Origin of the sequence: Candidatus Paraluminiphilus aquimaris (assembly GCF_026230195.1) — a bacterium.
GTDB classification, from domain to species: Bacteria; Pseudomonadota; Gammaproteobacteria; order Pseudomonadales; family Halieaceae; genus Luminiphilus; species Luminiphilus aquimaris.
In genome coordinates this window covers 1,025,443-1,044,057 of sequence record NZ_CP036501.1, presented here as the reverse complement: position 1 = coordinate 1,044,057, position 18,615 = coordinate 1,025,443, and the positions used below count along the sequence as shown (strand labels likewise).

Below are 18,615 nucleotides of genomic sequence, written 5' to 3'. Positions count from 1 at the left end.
TAATGCCGGGCTTTTTACATTCAGCGGCTCTTAGAAACGCATACCTATAGACAGACCATAAGTACGTGGCTCTAGGATGAACTGGTTTGTGAACAGGCTTGATACTGATGAAGTCAAGTAACCACCTGTGATGTTGTCGTCATCCAAAATGTTACGAACCCAAACTTCTGCATACCAGTCCTCACCCATCAGGCGAGCATTAGCATTCCACATCCCCCAATCTTCAATCTCGGTACCGGGAGTGTTGAAGTTCGTGGTGTACATCTTGTCCTGCCAGAAGTAGTTGGTTTGCATAGCCAAAGGCATGCCCGCCATCTCTGAACGGTAGATCAGGCCAATGTTGTAGTTGAACTCTGGCGTCAGTGCGATCTGATTACCCTTCAGGCTCTGTCGATATCCAGCACAAGGGAATGGCGCAGGCTGGTCACAACGACTGTAATCGACCGGTACTGTATTACCACTTGCGTCTACGTAAGGAGTGATGAAGTTCACACCGTTGACACTGGTAACGCCTTCAGTCGTGCCGCGCGCATTCGGGTTAGCTGTATCAACGGTATCGTACTCACCGATCTCAGCATTCACCCAACCAAAGTTTGCAGTGAGCTCAAGGTTCTCGGTCGCTGCCCAGCGGAACTCACCCTCTACACCCGTGATTTCAGCGTCAGAGTTTTGGTTCAGTGAAGTCACCGAAACAATCTTAGACTGCTGCATATCTTTGTAGTCATAGTAGAAGAAGGCACCGTTAAACTGTGCTGCACCGTCCATGAACGTGGTCTTTAAGCCCAACTCGAAGGCGTCAACAAACTCAGGTGCGAAGCCCAAGTTAGCGGGGTCACCACCGGCTGCAGGGTCTGCCAGATCATCGTCAACCGAAATGGGGTTTACACCACCCGACTTGAAGCTAGAAGACAGTGTTCCGTAAACAAGAGTATCTTCACCCATGTTGTACGTCGCGTTGAACTTCCAAGTGAACTCGTCCTGATCGTACTCTGGGAAGCCGTAAGCGTTGTTAACAGAGTCAAGTGGAGGAAGATCAGCAAACGTTACGTAAATCGTACGCTGCTTACTCTTCTTGGTCTCATCTGAGTAACGAGCACCGAAGGTCAGACGAAGGTCTTGGTTCACATCCCAGTACAACTCACCAAAGATTGCTTTCGCGTCTAACTCATAACGACGTGTGTCGTTCTCATAACCCCACATGTGTGGGTTGACTTCGTCATGTGGGTTAGCAAGGTTCGCGGGCGCAGGGAACACAGCCGGGTTGATCGGCAAAATCTGACCTGGGAGCGAAAGACCCGCGTTACGAACGACATAACGGTTACGTGACTCATAGTCGAGCATCATGCCGCCCAACAGGAAGTTCAAGTTACCGTCGTAGTTCGACTGGATGCGGAACTCATGCGACCAGCCCTCGTTGCTACCGTAAGACTCATCAGCACCAAACTGCGTTGAGGTATTGATCACTGTGCCGTCAGGCATCAACACAGGAATACCTGCGCCATAACCGCCGAGTAGAGCACTGTTACCCGCCCAAAGAGCCGCACCGGATCCTGGAACACTCTCAACCATGAACGGAGCAAGGGCTGCAAGACCTGTCGCAGCACCCAAGGCGTCAGTGTCGGTTTGACCTGGAATACCGCAAGCTGCGGCCGGTACGCCTGCGAGACCACAAAGCAGAGCTTGGTACTCGCCACCAGAGAGCGCCGTCGCGTTACCCAAGTCCACCAATGAATCAAGCGTTGGCTGGAAGTTACCGGTAGCGACGCCCTTCTCGTAATCTTCCGTAGAAGAGAAGAAGGTATCAGTGAAGCCCGTCGACCAGTTAAAGCTCAAATCACCCGCATCGTGAGAGATCTGCAACTGGAACATCTCCTCCTCTGCCTTGTAAGTTGGCTCGTAATCCATGTTTACAACACGACGATCATCAGGGTTGTTATCGGACAGGAAGGTTCCGGGGAAGTTTGTGACACCCGCGGCCGCGTTGGCGCCCAGCGCTAAGTTAGCTGGATTACCAATACCCAGCTGTGCAGCTTGCGCTAGGATACCCTGAACATTTGTGTTGATGGTTCCGATGGAGGCCAGCAGCGAATCAGCAATACCGCCGCCGTTCGCTGTGTTGTACGTCGGATTACCGGGCAAACACCCGAGGATTGCGTCGGGATCGCGGTTACACGCCTGCTTTTGCGAACGCATACGTGAGTCGTCTTCCTCGAACTTGCTGTACATGAAGTTCACTTGCGTGTCGTCACCCGCATCCCATGTCAATGAGAGTCGTCCTGACCAGAGGCTACGGTCATCAACGTCGTTACCGGTGAATTCGTTCTCTGTGAAACCATCACGCTCAAGTGACATGCCTGCGATACGCAAAGCCAGTGTGTCGCTCAAAGGTGAGTTTACGTGGAAACGCGCCTGCGTTGCACCGTAGTTACCTACCGTTCCGTCGAGACTTGCGCTGAACTCGGAGGGGTCTGCTTTTGCGGTAATCACGTTAATAACACCACCTGTGGTGTTACGACCATACAGCGTACCCTGAGGACCACGCAGTGTTTCTACCCGCTCAGTATCGAGGAACTGCGTCTCAAAAATTCGTGTCGCGACTTGGTAGATTCCGTTTACGTGAATACCCACGCCCGTATCACCAAAAGTGCCCACAGCACCTGAACCGATACCACGAATACGAATATCTTGGCTGGTAAAGTTACCCTTTGTGATATTCAGGTTTGGTACTGAAAACTGCATCGCTGATGCGTCGTTGATTAACTGCGCATCCAGCTGATCCTGCGTAAACGCCGAAACCGCGATGGGAGTGTCTTGGATGGATGCTTCGACCTTCGCCGCTGTTACGACAACTTCTTCGAGTTGCTGCGCCTGCGATAAGCTAGTCAGCGACAATGAGCAAGCTGCAACCGCTACTGCCAACTTGTTTGCGTGAGACTTCATACGCTCTCCTTTGGTTTTGAATACGACGAACCTTTGCTTGGCGCGACGTTTATTTATTAGACTTATTCATAGCCAGCATAAACACGGGCTATCACACGCTAAGCTATTACGCTTTGATTGTATTGACAACCCCTGAATTGAGGCAATTTGGACAACATTTTACGCATGATGCAAAACCAGAGTGAGAGATATAAGCTTGGCGACGATTCGACGTAAGTAGGGTCACTTAAAAATAACAAAGAACCTTGAGATGACGACCTGTCCTAAGCCCCGCATACAAGAGTAAGCACCTCGGTGCCTTGACGTACCGCGAGACGGAGGGATCCATAGGAAGTACAGCCCTATAACGATGGTTAGGACGCCCACACTCGTGCCCCCAATTATTGTTGTGGGCCGCGATACACAGAGGGTGTTGTGCGCCGCGAACCATCTTCGTTTCATCGCCATAAGGTCGCAACACATAAAAATAATTTGGAAATCACAGAACAATGAAACAATACCTTGTCGCCACAATTATCAGCTTACTGACGTCCAACGCATTTTCTGAGGTCGTCACAGCGCCGACCGATCAGCGAGTTAACCCCAAGGTTCTGGCACACCAGGCCACTCTGGTTCCCGGCCTCAAGAAGCTGGGGTCTCGTGTATTCGGTGCCGAATTTATGGGGTACTCGAATTTCGGCTTTATCGAAACGGATAACGGGGTCATTGTGGTAGACGCAGGTTGGTTTCCCACTCCCACCGCAAACGCCTTTGCACTTCTCAGAGAGCACACGGACAAGCCCGTCATTGCGGTAATCTATACCCATCTTCATTTGGACCACTACGGCGGCATTCAGGCGATACTGCCGGGCAATAATCCAGGCGCTATTCCTATCTACGGGCCGGCGGACTGGGAAGATACGGTTGCCATGGGGCAAAGTGTCACGCATAAAGCGACCTTGCGGCGCGCCTTTATGCAAATGGGCATTCCCATTCCTGAAGGTCTCGAAGGTACCGTCGGCAATGGTATTGGCCCTAGTCCAAGACTTGAGAGAAATGACGCACTCACCTACCCCCCCACGGTAGAGGTTTCCGGAAAATTAGCGCTGAGCATCGATGGGGTCGATCTCGAGCTCTTCCCCGCCGAAGGTGACGTGCCCGAGCACTTGTGGGTATGGCTACCGGAAGATCGAATCTTGTTCAGCGGCGATTCACCTCCACACGGAGTATTCCCGGCTGTAGAGACGGCTCGCTTCGAAATAGGCAGAGACCCTAACAAAATGATGGCCTCAGTCCAGAAAACCATAGACCTTGACCCGATTGCGATCGTGCCTGGCCACAGCAGCATCATCAGCGACCACCGCGAAATTCGTGAGCTAATGACACTAACGCGCGACACCATCCAATTTCTCATTGATCAGGTCGACAGATTCTACCTAAGCAATCGCTCGGTCGACGATCTATTGAATACACTCAATCTGCCCCCTGCCATCGCCGATCACCCTAAACTCCAGCCCTACTACCATCGCTGGGAGTGGATGATGCAGCAACGCTTTACCAAACGCGCTGGTTTTATCGATGATTGGATGGATTACCTGACGCACAACGCCTACCAAGAGGCCGCTCGCTTGGTACCGGCCCTTGGGGGTCGGGATAAGGTACTTGAGATGGCTAAGACCAAGGTCGCGACTGACCCACAGTGGGCTGCTCGGCTCGCGACTTACCTCATCCTTTCCGATGAGGGAGACAACGAAGCCCGTCAAGTTCGCCAACAGGCCTCTGTCCGCTTCGCGCAAGTTACCACTAGCACAAACCAGCGCAATTACCTGCTGGGTCTTGTGGCAGAGGAAAACGGCGATATTGACTTTGACAGCATGCTTCGAGGCCCAATAGCGGGCTCGCTTAACCGATTAGATGATGCTGAGCTGCTTAACAGGCTCCGTAATCGAGTGATTGCAGAACGAGCCAACCATGTGGATATAACGGTTCGGTTAGACTTAACGGATGGCGACGCCTACGACCTGCGCATTATTAATAACGTTTTGCGCGTGACCTGGCCAGACGAAGAACGCGTTGTTGCCAGCCATTGGCAAACAGACAAAGCAACAATTATTGCCGTATTAACTGACGAACTTACTCTGGCCGATGCACTAAGGAGTGGTCGCATCGCCACCTCCGACAGTACGCGTGATAGTGCGCGCCAAAATCGAATATTCGCAGGTCTCTTTGAATAACCGTCTTCAGACCGTTAGTCGCTATCAGCAGAGCCTGCTTATGGGCTCCAGGCGCATACCTGAGACGCCCACAACAAAAAAGCCGCGATCATCGCGGCTTTTTTGTTTGACAGATACGGACTACGATTTACTCGTCTTCCATCTCCGCAACTTCTTCGTGTACCTCGGGTGCTGGCCGATCCACAAGCTCAACAAACGCCATTGGCGCTTTATCACCCGCGCGATAGCCGCACTTTAAGATACGAATATAGCCACCGGGGCGTTCTTGGTACCTAGGACCCAACTCAGTGAAGAGCTTACCAACCGCTTCTTTTGATCGCGTGCGATCAAAAGCCAAACGACGGTTTGCGACACTGTCGTTTTTCGCAAGCGTAATGAGTGGCTCAGCGTAGCCGCGAAGCTCCTTTGCCTTGGCAACAGTGGTCTTGATGAGCTCGTGCTCAACCAATGACACTGTCATGTTGCGGAACATAGCTTTTCGGTGCGAGCTGTTCCGGTTTAGTTGTCGACCACTATGACGATGGCGCATGACCAATCCCTTTTACTGTCTGGCTCGCTTTGTCGGCGAGACCTAAATCATCTGTAATAAAATTAAGTGTTAAACGCTGAGTAGACGCTCGTCGTCTTTCAAGCTGGCGGGTGGCCAGTTCTCCAGGCGCATACCCAAAGACAATCCCCGCGATGCGAGTACGTCTTTAATCTCGGTCAGCGACTTCTTACCCAGGTTAGGGGTCTTGAGAAGCTCAACCTCGGTTCGCTGAACCAGATCACCAATGTAGTAGATGTTCTCCGCCTTCAGGCAGTTCGCCGAACGGACCGTTAGCTCTAAGTCATCAACCGGGCGCAACAAAATCGGATCAACTTCGTCAGCCGCTTCAGCCGCAGCTGCTTGAGTCTGCCCTTCGAGGTCAACAAACACAGCGAGTTGCTGCTGCAGAATCGTCGCCGCACGACGAATGGCTTCTTCAGGATCGATAGTGCCGTTGGTCTCAAGATCAATAACGAGCTTGTCGAGATCAGTGCGCTGCTCTACTCGAGCAGAGTCAACGACGTAGCTCACACGACGGATCGGTGAGAACGACGCATCTAACTGAAGGCGACCAATCGAGCGTGTCTCATCGTCGGTGTCAACGCGAGAGTCTGCTGGCGAATAGCCCCGACCACGCTGCGCAACCACACGAATCATAAGGGGCTGGTCGCCCGTAACGGTGCAGATCACATGCTCGGGGTTACGGATTTCGATATCGTGGTCAACTTGGATATCACCTGCTGTGACAACGCCCGCACCTGACGCGCTGAGCGTGAGCTCCGCCTCGTCCTTGCCGTTCATTACCAGCGCAACACCCTTAAGGTTGAGCAGTATTTCGATAACATCTTCCTGCACGCCCTCGATCGCCGAGTACTCGTGCAGCACACCGTCCATTTCAACTTCGGTCACAGCACAGCCTGGCATTGACGACAGAAGGATGCGTCGTAATGCATTACCAAGCGTGTGACCAAAACCACGCTCAAGAGGCTCAAGTGTGACAAGTGCACGCGTTGTAGACTTTTCATCTACCTTGATAACGCGTGGCGTAAGAAACTCATTTACTGAATTTTGCATAGTGTTTCCCGTTCAAGAATTCGGTTTATTACCTGTACGCACTCAAGCCTTACTTGGAGTACAGCTCGACAATCAGGTTCTCATTAATTTCGCTTGGGAGATCCTGACGCTCTGGCTTCGACTTGAAAGTGCCTTCAAGCTTCTCAGCGTTGACGTCGATCCACTCTGGATCTGGACGCTGTTCAGCAAGACCCATAGCTGACTGAACACGCAGCTGCTTCTTCGCTTTCTCGCGGACTGAAACAACATCACCGGGAGCCACTTGGTATGAAGGAATATTGACCACGCGGCCATTTACCAAAATACCTTTGTGCGATACCAGCTGGCGCGACTCAGAGCGTGTGGAACCAAAGCCCATACGGTAAACGACGTTATCCAGACGGCTTTCCAAAAGCTGCAGAAGGTTTTCACCTGTCGCGCCCTTAAGACGTGCCGCTTCTTTGTAGTAGTTGCGGAACTGCTTCTCTAGCACACCGTAGATACGACGAACTTTTTGCTTTTCACGCAACTGAACACCGTAATCTGATAGGCGACCACGTCGCGCACCGTGCATACCAGGCGCAGTCTCTGCTTTACACTTGCTCTCAAGCGCACGAACGCCGCTTTTGAGCTGAAGATCGGTACCTTCGCGACGCGAAAGCTTACATTTAGGTCCAATATATCGAGCCATTTATCTCTTTCCTCAGACGGCGTAATTAAACGCGACGCTTCTTTGGTGGGCGACAACCGTTATGTGGAATCGGTGTCACGTCAGTAATGTTTGTGATTTTGTAGCCACAGCCATTGAGTGCACGAACCGCTGACTCGCGGCCAGGCCCTGGGCCTTTGACTTCAACGTCAAGATTCTTAAGGCCGTACTCTTTAGCTGCTTCACCAGCACGCTCTGCGGCTACTTGCGCTGCGAACGGTGTCGACTTACGAGACCCTCGGAAACCTGAACCACCGGCGGTTGCCCAGCTCAGGGTATTACCCTGGCGATCTGTAATCGTCACGATGGTGTTGTTAAATGACGCATGAACGTGCGCCACGCCGTCGACTACCTGCTTGGTAATCTTTCTTTTCGTTGTCTTCTTGGCTTGCTTTGCCATCTTCTATCCTACTTCTATATCAACGCTACAAATTAGGATGTAGCTACACATGAGAAGCAACTGACGTTGCTTCGTTAATTACTTGCGAATTGGCTTTCGCGGTCCCTTACGAGTACGCGCATTGGTCTTGGTGCGTTGTCCACGCAAGGGAAGACCCTTACGGTGACGCAGACCACGATTACAACCGAGATCCAAAAGACGCTTGATGTTCATTGACACTTCACGACGAAGATCACCCTCGACGGTCATGTCCGATACCAGGCCACGCAACTGATCGAGTTCAGCCTCAGACAGTTCACCGATCTTTGTGCTTTCTGGAATATTTGTTTCCGCACAAAGACGCTTAGCTTGGGTACGACCGACACCAAATATGTACGTCAGTGAGATCACTGCGTGCTTGTTGTCAGGGATGTTTACACCGGCAATACGTGCCATTACCAATCTCCATTTTTAGCAGCCTAGAGGCCGCATTCTGTGGGCGACTTCGCGCCCGCAATTAGAATCCGAATTAACCTTGACGCTGCTTGTGACGTGGGTCGCTCGAGCAAATCACGCGGACCACTCGGTTACGACGAACCACTTTACAGTTGCGACAAATTTTCTTTACCGAAGCACGGACTTTCATTTCTATCTCCAAAGACCTAACGAGTACGACCGGCTGGTCCAATATTGGTTAGGTTTGCTTTCTTCATTACGCCTTCGTACTGATGCGACATCAAATGACTTTGCACCTGCGCCATAAAGTCCATCACCACCACAACTACGATCAGCATAGAAGTACCGCCGAGGTAGAAGGGGACGTTGAACATAACCACCAAGAACTGGGGCAATAAACAGACCAGCGCAATGTAAGCTGATCCGAAAATCGTTAACCGGGTAAGCACACCATCGATGTAATTCGCAGTCTGCTGCCCTGGTCGGATACCCGGTACAAAGGCACCCGACTTCTTAAGATTGTCCGCCACTTCACTGGGGTTGAACATCAACGCTGTGTAGAAGAAGCAGAAAAATACAATGAAACCGCTGAACAAAATGATGTTCAGGGGCTGCCCTGGGCCAATTGCCACGGCAAGGTCCTGCAGCCAATCAGAGCTGTCAGCACTGCCAAACCATTGCGCCACTGAGGCTGGGAACAAAAGAATGGAGCTGGCGAAGATGGCGGGAATCACGCCGGCCATATTCACCTTGAGCGGCAAATGCGATGCAGGCGCCTGGTACATCTGACGCCCTTGCTGCCGCTTCGCATAGTTCACCGTGATGCGACGCTGGCCGCGCTCGATAAAGACGACAAGTGCGATAACTACAATCGCAAGCGCCAAAACACCGAGCAAAATAAGAATGTTAAGTTCACCTTGGCGCGCTTGTTCGAGTGACTGGCCAATCGCTTGTGGCAATCCGGCCACAATGCCTGCAAAGATAAGCAGTGAAATGCCGTTACCAATGCCCTTTTCGGTAATCTGCTCACCGAGCCACATCATGAACACCGCACCGGTGACCAGTGACGTTATAGCGATCACGTAAAAGCCGAGGCTGGCATCATACGTTAGGCCCTGATTCGCCAAGCCGACCGTCATACCCGTACCCTGCACAAGGGCAAGAGCCACAGTAAGGTAACGTGTCCACTGGCTTATTCTCTTCCGACCTGACTCGCCTTCCTTCTTAATAGCATCGAGCTCAGGCGTCACTGCCGTCATGAGCTGCATGATGATCGACGCTGATATGTAAGGAAGAATACCAAGTGCCAGAATACTCATACGCTCGAGCGCACCGCCCGAGAATACGTTGGCAAGCCCCAATATTGTTCCCTGATTTTGATCAAACAACGCAGACAACTGCGCAGGATCGATCCCCGGTACCGGAATGTGTGTTCCGATTCGGTAAATAATCAGGGCAACCAGAACAAAACGGAGTCGGCTGAACAGCTCACCCATTCCCGCATTATTCATTGAAGGCATACCGTTGGCCATGATTACGCCTCAACGCTCCCGCCGGCCGCTTCGATTGCTTCGCGCGCGCCTTTGGTGACCTTAAGGCCCTTCACGTTGACTGCCTTGGTGATTTCTCCAGACAGAAACACACGAGCGCGCAATACGTCGTCTTTGACTAAATCGGCCGCCTTTAGTGCTGCCAGGTCAACCGTATCGCCTTCAACCGCATTGAGCTCGTGCAAGCGCACTTGTGCAGTCGTACGACCAATTCGCGATGTGAAACCGTACTTCGGCAACCGCTTCTGAAGTGGCATCTGACCACCCTCAAAGCCTGCGCGAACGGTACCACCTGAGCGCGCTTTCAAACCTTTGTGGCCACGACCGGCTGTTTTACCAACACCCGAACCGATTCCACGGCCAACGCGCTTTGCGTCGCGCTTAGCACCTGGTGCAGGGCTCAGCGAATTCAAACGAAGTTCATCACCCATTATGCCTGCTCCTCAACTCGTACAAGGTAGTGAACCTTGTTAATCATTCCACGTACTGACGGCGTATCTTCAACTTCAACCGTGTGGTTAATGCGTCGAAGCCCTAAGCCGCGTACACACGCCTGGTGATTCTTCAGGCGACCATTGATGCTCTTCACCAATGTCACTTTGATCATTTCTTTGCTCATCACCTAATTCCTCTTAGCTGAAGATTTCTTCAACTGACTTGCCGCGCTTTGCAGCAACGTCTTCGGGTGAAACCATGTCGCGCAGACCGTTGTAAGTCGCACGCACCACGTTGGCGGGGTTTGTAGAGCCGTAGCACTTCGCGAGAACGTTTTGAACGCCTGCGATTTCAAGTACCGAACGCATCGCACCACCCGCAATGACACCCGTACCCTCAGATGCGGGCTGCATGTAAACCTTTGACGCACCGTGGCGGGCCTTAACAGGGTACTGGAGCGTACCGTTAACCAGTTCCACAGAGATCATGTTTCGGCGAGCCGCTTCCATCGCTTTCTGGATAGCCACTGGGACCTCGCGCGCCTTGCCGCGACCGAAGCCTACTTTACCCTTACCGTCACCAACCACTGTCAGCGCAGTAAAGCTCATGATGCGGCCACCCTTTACGGTTTTGGCAACACGGTTTACCTGAACCAGCTTCTCCTGAAGGTCGCCTTCAGTGCGCTGATCACCTTGTCTCTTATCGTTTGCCATGGCTTAAAACTCCAATCCGCCTTCGCGCGCCGCATCCGCTAGCGCTTTAACTCGACCGTGATACTTATAACCTGAGCGATCAAATGCCACTTCAGTTACACCTGCTGCTTTTGCCCGCTCTGCCACTAACTTGCCAACGGCTGCTGCGGCTTCGATGTTGCCCGTTGCGCCACTGCGGAGGTCTTTGTCCAATGTAGAAGCCTGAGCCAACACACGGTCACCTTCGCCGTTAATGATCTGCGCATAAATATGACGCGGCGTACGGTTTACCGTAAGACGAACATCACCAGCGGTACGCATACGAACACGCGACTTGCGTGCGCGGCGCAAACGCGCCTGAGTCTTATCATTCATCGCTTTACCCGTTACTTCTTCTTGGCTTCCTTACGTCGGACGTACTCGTCTGCGTATCGGATACCTTTGCCCTTGTATGGCTCTGGTGGACGGAAGCTCCGAATTTCAGCTGCCGCTTGACCCACTGCCTGCTTATCAGTTCCTCGAATCACGATCTCTGTCTGCGTCGGTGTCTCTGCAGACAATCCTTCAGGCAGTTCGTAGTCAACTGGGTGTGACAAACCGAGGCTCAAATTAACGGTCTTACCGGATGCCTTGGCACGATAGCCCACACCGTTAAGTACCAACTTCTTTTCCCAACCATCAGAGACACCGACGACGAGGTTGTTTAACAACGCCCGCGTTGTACCCGCCATAGCGCGGTTGGTATCGAAGTCGTAAATGATCTGTGCGACGCCCTCGTTGACATCGATACTGATGCCATCCGTCAACGTCATTTCCATTGTCCCTTTACCACCCTTTACTGAAACGCTGCTGCCATTAATGTTGACTTCAACGCCCTTCGGAAGGCTGACCGGGCTATTCGCTACACGTGACATGAATCGATTCTCCCGCTCTCAATTAAAATACTGTGCAAAGGACTTCGCCACCGACGCCCTGCGCCTTGGCTGCACGGTCGGTCATAACGCCCTTTGAAGTCGATACGATCGCTACGCCCAAACCACCTCGGACATTCGGCATTTTGTCTTTACCTGCATACCGACGAAGCGATGGCTTACTGAATCGCTCGATCTCTGCGATCACTGGCTTGCCGTTGTAATACTTCAGCTCGATGCTTAGACGTGGCTTGCCTTCCGCAGATTCAACGCGATGACCTGAAATGTAACCTTCGTCTTCGAGAACTTGGGCGACAGCCGCCTTTAACTTGGATCCAGGCATGTCGACAAACTTCTTACCCGCCATTTGTGCGTTACGCACTCGGGTCAACATGTCACTGATAGGATCTTGCATACTCATAGTCGTTCGTCTCCGTTACCAGCTTGACTTAACCAAGCCCGGTACATCACCGCGCATAGCGGCTTCACGTAACTTGTTTCGGCACAAACCAAACTTGCGGTAAACGCCGTGTGGGCGACCCGTAATCTGGCAGCGTCTCTGCTGGCGTACTGGGTTCGCGTTGCGCGGTAGCTTTTGCAGCGCAATCTGCGCTTCCCAGCGCGCGTCATCATCCGCATTAACGTCCGCAATAATCTCTTTCAACTTGGCCCGCTTGGCCGCGTACTTAGCTACGGTACGCGCGCGCTTATTCTCTCTGGCCACCATCGATTTCTTAGCCATAACTCTGCCTCAGCCCTTAAATGGGAAGTTAAAGGCGCTAAGTAAGGCGCGCCCCTGATCGTCGTTCTTCGCCGACGTCGTGATAACAATGTCCATGCCACGCAACTTATCCACCTGGTCGTAATCGATCTCAGGGAAAATAATCTGCTCGGTAACACCCATCGCAAAGTTACCGCGGCCGTCGAACTGTTTGCCGCTGACACCACGGAAGTCACGAATACGCGGAATCGCGATTGAAATTAAGCGCTCCAAAAACTCGTACATACGCTCGTCGCGCAAGGTGACCTTGCAGCCGATTGGCCATCCGTCGCGGATCTTGAATCCGGCGATCGACTTGCGAGACTTCGTCACAACAGGCTTCTGGCCGGCGATCTTTGTCATGTCCGCAACGGCGCTCTCGAGAACCTTCTTGTCTCCGACTGCCTCACCCACACCCATGTTCAACGTAATCTTCGTGACACGGGGCACTTCCATCACATTCGAGAGCCCAAGCTCTTCTTTGAGCTTTGGCGCGATCTCGCTGCGATACCTATCTTTAAGCGTTGCCATTATTAGCTACCTCAAAAGCCTTGATTTACGCGTCAATCGCGCTGCCGTCCGACTTGTAGATTCGAACTTTTTTACCGTCTTCCACTTTGTAACCAACGCGATCAGCCCGACCGGCTTCCGAGTTATAAATAGCTACATTAGAGATTTGAATGGGCGCTTCTCGCTCAACGATACCGCCCGAAACACCCGCCTGAGGGTTTGGCTTGGTGTGCTTCTTGATCATGTTGATACCAGAGACCACCAGCTTGCCCGTATCGAGGACCTGACGCACAGTACCGCGCTTGCCCTTATCACGGCCCGCAATCACGATTACTTCGTCGTCGCGTTTAATCTTTGCCATTACCTTCTTCTCCTAACTCGGGCCGCTCAGATTACTTCTGGCGCCAGCGAGATGATCTTCATGAATTTCTCACCGCGAAGCTCGCGCGTCACAGGACCGAAGATACGCGTGCCGATTGGCGCGTCTGAGTTGTTTAACAACACCGCCGCGTTCTCATCGAACTTGATCAACGAGCCATCTGGTCGACGCACACCTTTACGAGTGCGAACCACAACCGCGCGCATAACCTGGCCTTTCTTGACCTTGCCGCGAGGGATAGCCTCTTTAACCGTGACCTTGATGATGTCTCCAACACGTGCATAACGACGCTTAGAACCACCCAACACCTTGATGCACATAACGCGACGCGCACCGCTGTTGTCTGCCACTTCCAAATACGATTCGGTCTGAATCATTTCCCTACCTCATACCGCGGCGCATTGCCGCATTGGTCTTTAACTCAAGCGATGTCTGTCGCTACCTCAACGACGTCAACCAGCATCCAAGACTTTGTCTTAGACAGTGGTCGAGACTCAGCAACCAGCACGGTGTCTCCCATACCAGCACGATTGTCTTCATCGTGAGCGTGTACCTTTGAAGAGCGCGTAATGTACTTACCGTAAACGGGGTGCTTTACACGACGTTCAATCAATACAGTGATCGTCTTATCCATCTTGTCGCTAACAACACGACCTTGGAGCGTACGAGCTGTGTCTTCCGCTGCTGCCATCACTGACCTGCCTTCTGTTGCAATACTGTTTTAACGCGCGCGATATCACGCTGCGTCTGCTTCAATAAGTGTGTCTGACCGAGCTGACCTGTCGCCTTCGCCATACGGAGCTTGAAGTGCTCCTCACGGAGATCGAGCAACTGCTTGTTCAGATCGTCAACTGACTTCTCTACTAGTTCACTCGCTTTCATCACATCACCGATCGCTTAACAAATGTCGTCTGCAAGGGCAGCTTCGCCGCGGCGAGCGCAAACGCCTCGCGTGCAAGCTCCTCAGAAACACCTTCCACTTCATACAACACGCGGCCGGGCTGAATCTGGGCTACCCAATACTCAACGTTACCCTTACCTTTACCCTGACGAACCTCGAGAGGCTTACCTGTAATAGGCTTGTCTGGGAAGATTCGAATCCAAATCTTTCCGCCACGCTTGATGTGACGAGTCATTGTTCGACGAGCCGCCTCGATTTGACGCGCCGTGATCCGTCCACGACCCGTCGCCTTCAATGCGTACTCACCGAAACTTACCTTGCTGCCCCGCTCAGCCAGACCGCGATTACGGCCTTTTTGCATCTTGCGGAACTTTGTTCTCTTGGGTTGCAACATACTTCAGTCCTTGCCCAATTAGCTCGCGGTCGCGCGACGTGGCGCTTCCTGGCCCTCATCGGTATCACCGATGATTTCACCTTTGAAAATCCAAACCTTCACACCAATTACACCGTAAGTGGTATGTGCCTCGTACGTTGCGTAGTCGATGTCCGCACGCAATGTATGCAGCGGTACGCGCCCTTCTCGATACCATTCAGATCGTGCGATCTCAGCACCACCGAGTCGACCACCAACCTGTACTTTGATTCCCTCAGCACCCTGGCGCATTGCGTTCTGCACGACGCGCTTCATTGCCCGACGGAACATAACGCGACGCTCAAGCTGCTGCGCCACGTTCTGAGCAACCAAACGTGCATCCATGTCAGGCTTGCGGATTTCCTCGATCGTAATGTGAACCGGAACACCCATACGCTTGCTGAGCTCTTGGCGGAGCGCTTCCACGTCTTCGCCTTTCTTACCGATTACGATGCCTGGACGCGCTGTGTGGATAGTGACCCGCGCTGTCTGAGCTGGACGTTCAATAACCACACGACTTACCGATGCCGCATCGAGACGCTTCAAGATGTACTCGCGCACCTCAAGATCTGTCACCAACTGCGACGCGTAGTTCTTGCTATCTGCATACCAAACCGAGTTGTGGTCTTTGACCACACCTAGGCGGATACCAGTCGGATGTACCTTCTGACCCATGCGACCCTCTCCTTAGTTATCGTTGTCAGCGACGCCTACCGTGATATGGCAGGTGCGCTTAAAAATACGATCGCCACGACCTTTAGCACGTGCACGCATGCGCTTCATGGTCATACCTTCATCGACGAAAATAGTTGCAACACGCAACTCGTCAACGTCAGCACCGTTGTTGTTCTCTGCGTTAGCAATCGCAGAGTTCAACAGTTTGCGAACAATGTGAGCACTTTTCTTCGTGCTGAATTCGAGCAGCGTTAACGCTTCGCCAACCGGCATACCACGCACTTGGTCAGCGACCAAACGGGCCTTCTGAGCCGAGATGCGAGCGCCGCGCAATTTTGCTGAGACTTCCATCATCTTTCTCCGTACGCCTTAGCGCTTCGCTTTCTTATCGACGATGTGACCGCGATAAGTACGCGTTGCCGCAAACTCACCGAGCTTATGGCCAACCATATCTTCGTTGATCAGGACCGGTACGTGCTGACGACCGTTGTGAACGGCAATTGTCAAACCCACCATATCCGGTGCAATCATGGACCGACGAGACCATGTCTTAATGGGACGTCGATCGTTTTTCTCTAGCGCCGTCTCGACCTTCTTCAATAGGTGAAGATCGATGAAGGGGCCTTTTTTCAATGAACGTGGCATCTCTTATCTCCCCTTACTTCTTGCTACGACGACGAACAATAAGATTGTCCGTACGCTTGTTTTTACGAGTTTTGTAACCCTTGGTTGGCACACCCCATGGCGTCACAGGATGACGGCCACCCGATGTCCGACCTTCACCACCACCATGTGGGTGATCGACTGGGTTCATGGCCACACCGCGAACCGTTGGGCGAACACCACGCCATCGAGACGCACCCGCCTTACCCAACTTACGCAGACTGTGCTCATTGTTGGAGACTTCGCCCAGTGTCGCGCGACAATCTACAGGGACCTTACGCATCTCACCTGAACGCAGACGAATGGTCGCGTATTGACCCTCGCGAGCAACCAACTGAACAGCGGCGCCAGCAGAGCGGGCCAGCTGCGCACCCTTACCAGGCTTGAGCTCAATTGCGTGAATCACGGCACCGACGGGGATATTACGAATCGGCAAGCAGTTACCCGCTTTGATCGGTGCCGCAGCGCCTGATAGCAATGTATCGCCCGCCACAACACCCTTTGGCGCAATAATGTAGCGGCGCTCGCCATCGGCAAATAACAAAAGTGCAATGTGCGCCGTGCGGTTAGGATCGTACTCAACACGCTCAACCTTCGCTGGAATGCCATCCTTAGTACGCTTGAAATCGATGACGCGGTAGTGATGCTTGTGTCCGCCGCCGATGTGGCGCGTTGTAATGCGACCGAGGTTGTTACGACCACCCGTCTTCGAGTTTTTCTCGAGGAGCGGCGCATACCCACGGCCCTTGTGCAGATCTTTGTGCACCACGCGAACGTGATGACGGCGGCCTGCTGATGTCGGTTTACTTTTTACGACTGCCATGACCTATACCTCTTAATTGATCGTCGCAAAGTCAATCTCTTGACCTTGCGCCAAACGAACATAAGCCTTCTTCCACGTCGGCTTCGTCGTCAAACCAAAACGGTTGCGCTTCGATTTGCCTTTGACGCGCAGAGTCTTAACGTCGTCAACCGCCACTTTGAACAGCTGCTCCACGGAGTGCTTGATCTCTTCCTTGGTTGCGTCAAGCGCAACACGGAACACGTATTGGTTATTCGCGTCTGCGACAATAGCCGCCTTCTCTGACACGTGAGGCCCCATCAAAATCTGGAATACTCGCTCCTGATTCATGCCAAAGCCTCCTCAAACTTTTTCACTGCGTCGACAGTCACCACGACCTTCTCATGAGCAATGAGACTGACTGGATCCACGCCTTCCACGTCACGCACGTCTACCTTGTGTAGGTTGCGCGAAGCGAGATAGAGGTTTTGATCAACCTCAGACGCCACGATCAACACATTCTCCAAGCCGTAGCCCTTGAGCGCTTCAACCAAAAGCTTCGTTTTCGGCTGCTCAAGGCTCATGCTCTCAACCACAACCAATCGCTCGCTTCGCGCCAGCTCAGACAAAATCGAACGCATCGCAGAGCGATACATCTTCTTGTTCACTTTCTGGCTGTGATCCTGCGGGGACGCCGCGAAGGTCACACCACCACTACGCCAGATTGGAGAACGAATCGTTCCCGCTCGAGCACGACCCGTGCCCTTTTGACGCCATGGCTTCTTACCACCACCAGCAACCGCCGAGCGATTTTTCTGAGCACGTGTGCCCTGACGGCCACCCGCGAGATACGCCGTAACCACCTGGTGGATCAACGACTCGTTGTAGTCCCTTGCGAATGTCGCTTCGGAGACCTCAACAGTGCCTGGCTTCTTCTTTCCAGGCTTAACTACATTTAATTCCACGGTAAGCCTCCTTAGCGACGCGACTTAGTCGTTGGGCGAACGATTACGTCACCGCCGGGAGCTCCGGGCACCGCGCCTTTGATGAGCAACAGATTGCGCTCAACATCAACACGAACCACTTCGAGACCCTGCGTGGTAACACGCTCAGCACCCATATGACCTGCCATCTTCTTACCCTTGAAAACACGCCCAGGGGTTTGGCATTGACCGAGCGAACCCGGAGCACGATGCGACAGCGAGTTTCCGTGCGTGGCGTCTTGCATACTGAAGTTCCAGCGCTTAACACCGCCCTGGAATCCCTTACCCTTCGACTGACCCGCGACGTCCACCTTCTGGCCTTGCTCAAATCGTGCAACGGTTAGCTCAGCGCCCAATTCGAACGCCTCGTCTGAGCCGTCCAAGCGAAACTCCCAGAGTCCCGTTCCGGCTTCAACACCTGCGGCAGCGAAATGGCCCGCTTCTGGCTTGCTAACTTTTGAGGCCTTGCGGTTACCCGCTGTGACCTGAATTGCTCGATACCCATCGGTATCTTGCTCTTTGATTTGAGTGACGCGGTTTGGAACAACTTCCACTACGGTCACTGGTACTGATACACCGTCTTCGGTAAACACACGTGTCATACCTGATTTACGGCCGACTATTCCCACAGTCATGGTACTAACCTCTCCGTGTACGGGGCTTAACCCTCTATGGCCGAGTAAT

At 52.8% G+C, this 18,615-nt stretch carries 29 protein-coding genes; 1 reads left to right on the top strand and 28 read right to left on the bottom strand.

Annotated features, from left to right (window positions below):
• Positions 1–30: 30 nt before the first annotated feature.
• Positions 31–2,940, bottom strand: a complete 2,910-nt coding sequence (locus E0F26_RS04895) for a TonB-dependent receptor (protein WP_279242923.1) — start codon at positions 2,938–2,940, stop codon at positions 31–33.
• A 488-nt stretch (positions 2,941–3,428) separates the two neighbouring features.
• Here E0F26_RS04895 and E0F26_RS04890 point away from each other — a divergent pair, with 488 nt between their 5' ends.
• Positions 3,429–5,153 (top strand): MBL fold metallo-hydrolase, encoded by a 1,725-nt coding sequence (locus tag E0F26_RS04890; RefSeq protein ID WP_279242922.1) that lies wholly within the window; start codon positions 3,429–3,431, stop codon positions 5,151–5,153.
• Positions 5,154–5,280: 127 nt separating this feature from the next.
• On the opposite strand, the gene rplQ is transcribed toward E0F26_RS04890, so the two are convergent.
• The 27 genes from rplQ to rplC all read right to left on the bottom strand — a co-directional run bounded on the left by rplQ (position 5,281) and on the right by rplC (position 18,566).
• Positions 5,281–5,682, bottom strand: a complete 402-nt coding sequence (gene rplQ / locus E0F26_RS04885) for a 50S ribosomal protein L17 (protein ID WP_279242921.1) — start codon at positions 5,680–5,682, stop codon at positions 5,281–5,283.
• A gap of 69 nt (positions 5,683–5,751) precedes the next feature.
• Positions 5,752–6,756 carry a DNA-directed RNA polymerase subunit alpha gene (locus tag E0F26_RS04880; protein ID WP_279242920.1) on the bottom strand — a complete coding sequence of 335 codons (1,005 nt, stop codon included), beginning with the start codon at positions 6,754–6,756 and terminating at the stop codon, positions 5,752–5,754.
• Positions 6,757–6,805: 49 nt separating this feature from the next.
• Positions 6,806–7,426 carry a 30S ribosomal protein S4 gene (gene rpsD, locus E0F26_RS04875; protein WP_279242919.1) on the bottom strand — a complete coding sequence of 207 codons (621 nt, stop codon included), beginning with the start codon at positions 7,424–7,426 and terminating at the stop codon, positions 6,806–6,808.
• A 25-nt stretch (positions 7,427–7,451) separates the two neighbouring features.
• Positions 7,452–7,844 carry a 30S ribosomal protein S11 gene (rpsK, locus tag E0F26_RS04870; protein ID WP_279242918.1) on the bottom strand — a complete coding sequence of 131 codons (393 nt, stop codon included), beginning with the start codon at positions 7,842–7,844 and terminating at the stop codon, positions 7,452–7,454.
• Between the two features lie 78 nt (positions 7,845–7,922).
• Positions 7,923–8,279, bottom strand: a complete 357-nt coding sequence (gene rpsM / locus E0F26_RS04865; RefSeq protein ID WP_279242917.1) for a 30S ribosomal protein S13 — start codon at positions 8,277–8,279, stop codon at positions 7,923–7,925.
• A 73-nt stretch (positions 8,280–8,352) separates the two neighbouring features.
• Positions 8,353–8,469 carry a 50S ribosomal protein L36 gene (gene rpmJ / locus E0F26_RS04860; RefSeq protein WP_083829777.1) on the bottom strand — a complete coding sequence of 39 codons (117 nt, stop codon included), beginning with the start codon at positions 8,467–8,469 and terminating at the stop codon, positions 8,353–8,355.
• A gap of 16 nt (positions 8,470–8,485) precedes the next feature.
• Complete coding sequence (secY, locus tag E0F26_RS04855; RefSeq protein WP_279242916.1) at positions 8,486–9,811, bottom strand: preprotein translocase subunit SecY; 1,326 nt, start codon at positions 9,809–9,811, stop codon at positions 8,486–8,488.
• A 2-nt stretch (positions 9,812–9,813) separates the two neighbouring features.
• Positions 9,814–10,260, bottom strand: coding sequence for a 50S ribosomal protein L15 (gene rplO / locus E0F26_RS04850; RefSeq protein WP_009470011.1), 447 nt, complete (start codon positions 10,258–10,260; stop codon positions 9,814–9,816).
• Positions 10,260–10,448, bottom strand: coding sequence for a 50S ribosomal protein L30 (gene rpmD, locus E0F26_RS04845; RefSeq protein ID WP_279242915.1), 189 nt, complete (start codon positions 10,446–10,448; stop codon positions 10,260–10,262). The genes rplO and rpmD overlap by 1 nt, the downstream gene beginning before the upstream one ends.
• 13 nt (positions 10,449–10,461) lie before the next feature.
• The gene (rpsE, locus tag E0F26_RS04840; RefSeq protein WP_279242914.1) at positions 10,462–10,977 is read right to left on the bottom strand and encodes a 30S ribosomal protein S5; all 516 of its coding nucleotides are present in this window, start codon (positions 10,975–10,977) and stop codon (positions 10,462–10,464) included.
• A gap of 3 nt (positions 10,978–10,980) precedes the next feature.
• Positions 10,981–11,331: a 50S ribosomal protein L18 gene (rplR, locus tag E0F26_RS04835; RefSeq protein WP_153893077.1), complete on the bottom strand. Its 351-nt coding sequence runs from the start codon at positions 11,329–11,331 to the stop codon at positions 10,981–10,983.
• Between the two features lie 11 nt (positions 11,332–11,342).
• The gene (gene rplF / locus E0F26_RS04830) at positions 11,343–11,870 is read right to left on the bottom strand and encodes a 50S ribosomal protein L6 (protein WP_279242913.1); all 528 of its coding nucleotides are present in this window, start codon (positions 11,868–11,870) and stop codon (positions 11,343–11,345) included.
• Between the two features lie 22 nt (positions 11,871–11,892).
• Positions 11,893–12,288, bottom strand: a complete 396-nt coding sequence (gene rpsH / locus E0F26_RS04825; protein WP_279242912.1) for a 30S ribosomal protein S8 — start codon at positions 12,286–12,288, stop codon at positions 11,893–11,895.
• A gap of 15 nt (positions 12,289–12,303) precedes the next feature.
• Positions 12,304–12,609, bottom strand: a complete 306-nt coding sequence (gene rpsN, locus E0F26_RS04820) for a 30S ribosomal protein S14 (protein WP_279242911.1) — start codon at positions 12,607–12,609, stop codon at positions 12,304–12,306.
• A gap of 9 nt (positions 12,610–12,618) precedes the next feature.
• Positions 12,619–13,158, bottom strand: a complete 540-nt coding sequence (gene rplE / locus E0F26_RS04815) for a 50S ribosomal protein L5 (RefSeq protein ID WP_279242910.1) — start codon at positions 13,156–13,158, stop codon at positions 12,619–12,621.
• Between the two features lie 25 nt (positions 13,159–13,183).
• Positions 13,184–13,498 carry a 50S ribosomal protein L24 gene (gene rplX / locus E0F26_RS04810; protein ID WP_279242909.1) on the bottom strand — a complete coding sequence of 105 codons (315 nt, stop codon included), beginning with the start codon at positions 13,496–13,498 and terminating at the stop codon, positions 13,184–13,186.
• A 26-nt stretch (positions 13,499–13,524) separates the two neighbouring features.
• On the bottom strand, positions 13,525–13,893 hold the full coding sequence (gene rplN / locus E0F26_RS04805) for a 50S ribosomal protein L14 (RefSeq protein ID WP_009470002.1): 369 nt from the start codon (positions 13,891–13,893) through the stop codon (positions 13,525–13,527).
• Positions 13,894–13,937: 44 nt separating this feature from the next.
• Positions 13,938–14,207 carry a 30S ribosomal protein S17 gene (rpsQ, locus tag E0F26_RS04800; RefSeq protein WP_279242908.1) on the bottom strand — a complete coding sequence of 90 codons (270 nt, stop codon included), beginning with the start codon at positions 14,205–14,207 and terminating at the stop codon, positions 13,938–13,940.
• On the bottom strand, positions 14,207–14,398 hold the full coding sequence (gene rpmC, locus E0F26_RS04795; RefSeq protein WP_279242907.1) for a 50S ribosomal protein L29: 192 nt from the start codon (positions 14,396–14,398) through the stop codon (positions 14,207–14,209). The genes rpsQ and rpmC overlap by 1 nt, the downstream gene beginning before the upstream one ends.
• The gene (gene rplP, locus E0F26_RS04790) at positions 14,398–14,811 is read right to left on the bottom strand and encodes a 50S ribosomal protein L16 (protein WP_279242906.1); all 414 of its coding nucleotides are present in this window, start codon (positions 14,809–14,811) and stop codon (positions 14,398–14,400) included. Before rplP ends, rpmC begins: the two co-directional genes overlap by 1 nt.
• An 18-nt stretch (positions 14,812–14,829) precedes the next feature.
• Positions 14,830–15,504 (bottom strand): 30S ribosomal protein S3, encoded by a 675-nt coding sequence (rpsC, locus tag E0F26_RS04785; RefSeq protein ID WP_279242905.1) that lies wholly within the window; start codon positions 15,502–15,504, stop codon positions 14,830–14,832.
• A 12-nt stretch (positions 15,505–15,516) separates the two neighbouring features.
• Positions 15,517–15,855 (bottom strand): 50S ribosomal protein L22, encoded by a 339-nt coding sequence (gene rplV / locus E0F26_RS04780; protein WP_279243194.1) that lies wholly within the window; start codon positions 15,853–15,855, stop codon positions 15,517–15,519.
• 18 nt (positions 15,856–15,873) lie between these two features.
• Positions 15,874–16,149 carry a 30S ribosomal protein S19 gene (rpsS, locus tag E0F26_RS04775; protein WP_279242904.1) on the bottom strand — a complete coding sequence of 92 codons (276 nt, stop codon included), beginning with the start codon at positions 16,147–16,149 and terminating at the stop codon, positions 15,874–15,876.
• 13 nt (positions 16,150–16,162) lie between these two features.
• The gene (gene rplB, locus E0F26_RS04770) at positions 16,163–16,990 is read right to left on the bottom strand and encodes a 50S ribosomal protein L2 (RefSeq protein WP_279242903.1); all 828 of its coding nucleotides are present in this window, start codon (positions 16,988–16,990) and stop codon (positions 16,163–16,165) included.
• A gap of 12 nt (positions 16,991–17,002) precedes the next feature.
• Positions 17,003–17,299 carry a 50S ribosomal protein L23 gene (rplW, locus tag E0F26_RS04765; RefSeq protein ID WP_279242902.1) on the bottom strand — a complete coding sequence of 99 codons (297 nt, stop codon included), beginning with the start codon at positions 17,297–17,299 and terminating at the stop codon, positions 17,003–17,005.
• A complete protein-coding gene (rplD, locus tag E0F26_RS04760) occupies positions 17,296–17,913 on the bottom strand; it encodes a 50S ribosomal protein L4 (RefSeq protein ID WP_279242901.1) in 618 nt (205 codons plus the stop codon). Before rplD ends, rplW begins: the two co-directional genes overlap by 4 nt.
• An 11-nt stretch (positions 17,914–17,924) precedes the next feature.
• Positions 17,925–18,566: a 50S ribosomal protein L3 gene (rplC, locus tag E0F26_RS04755; RefSeq protein ID WP_279242900.1), complete on the bottom strand. Its 642-nt coding sequence runs from the start codon at positions 18,564–18,566 to the stop codon at positions 17,925–17,927.
• Positions 18,567–18,615: the final 49 nt, after the last annotated feature.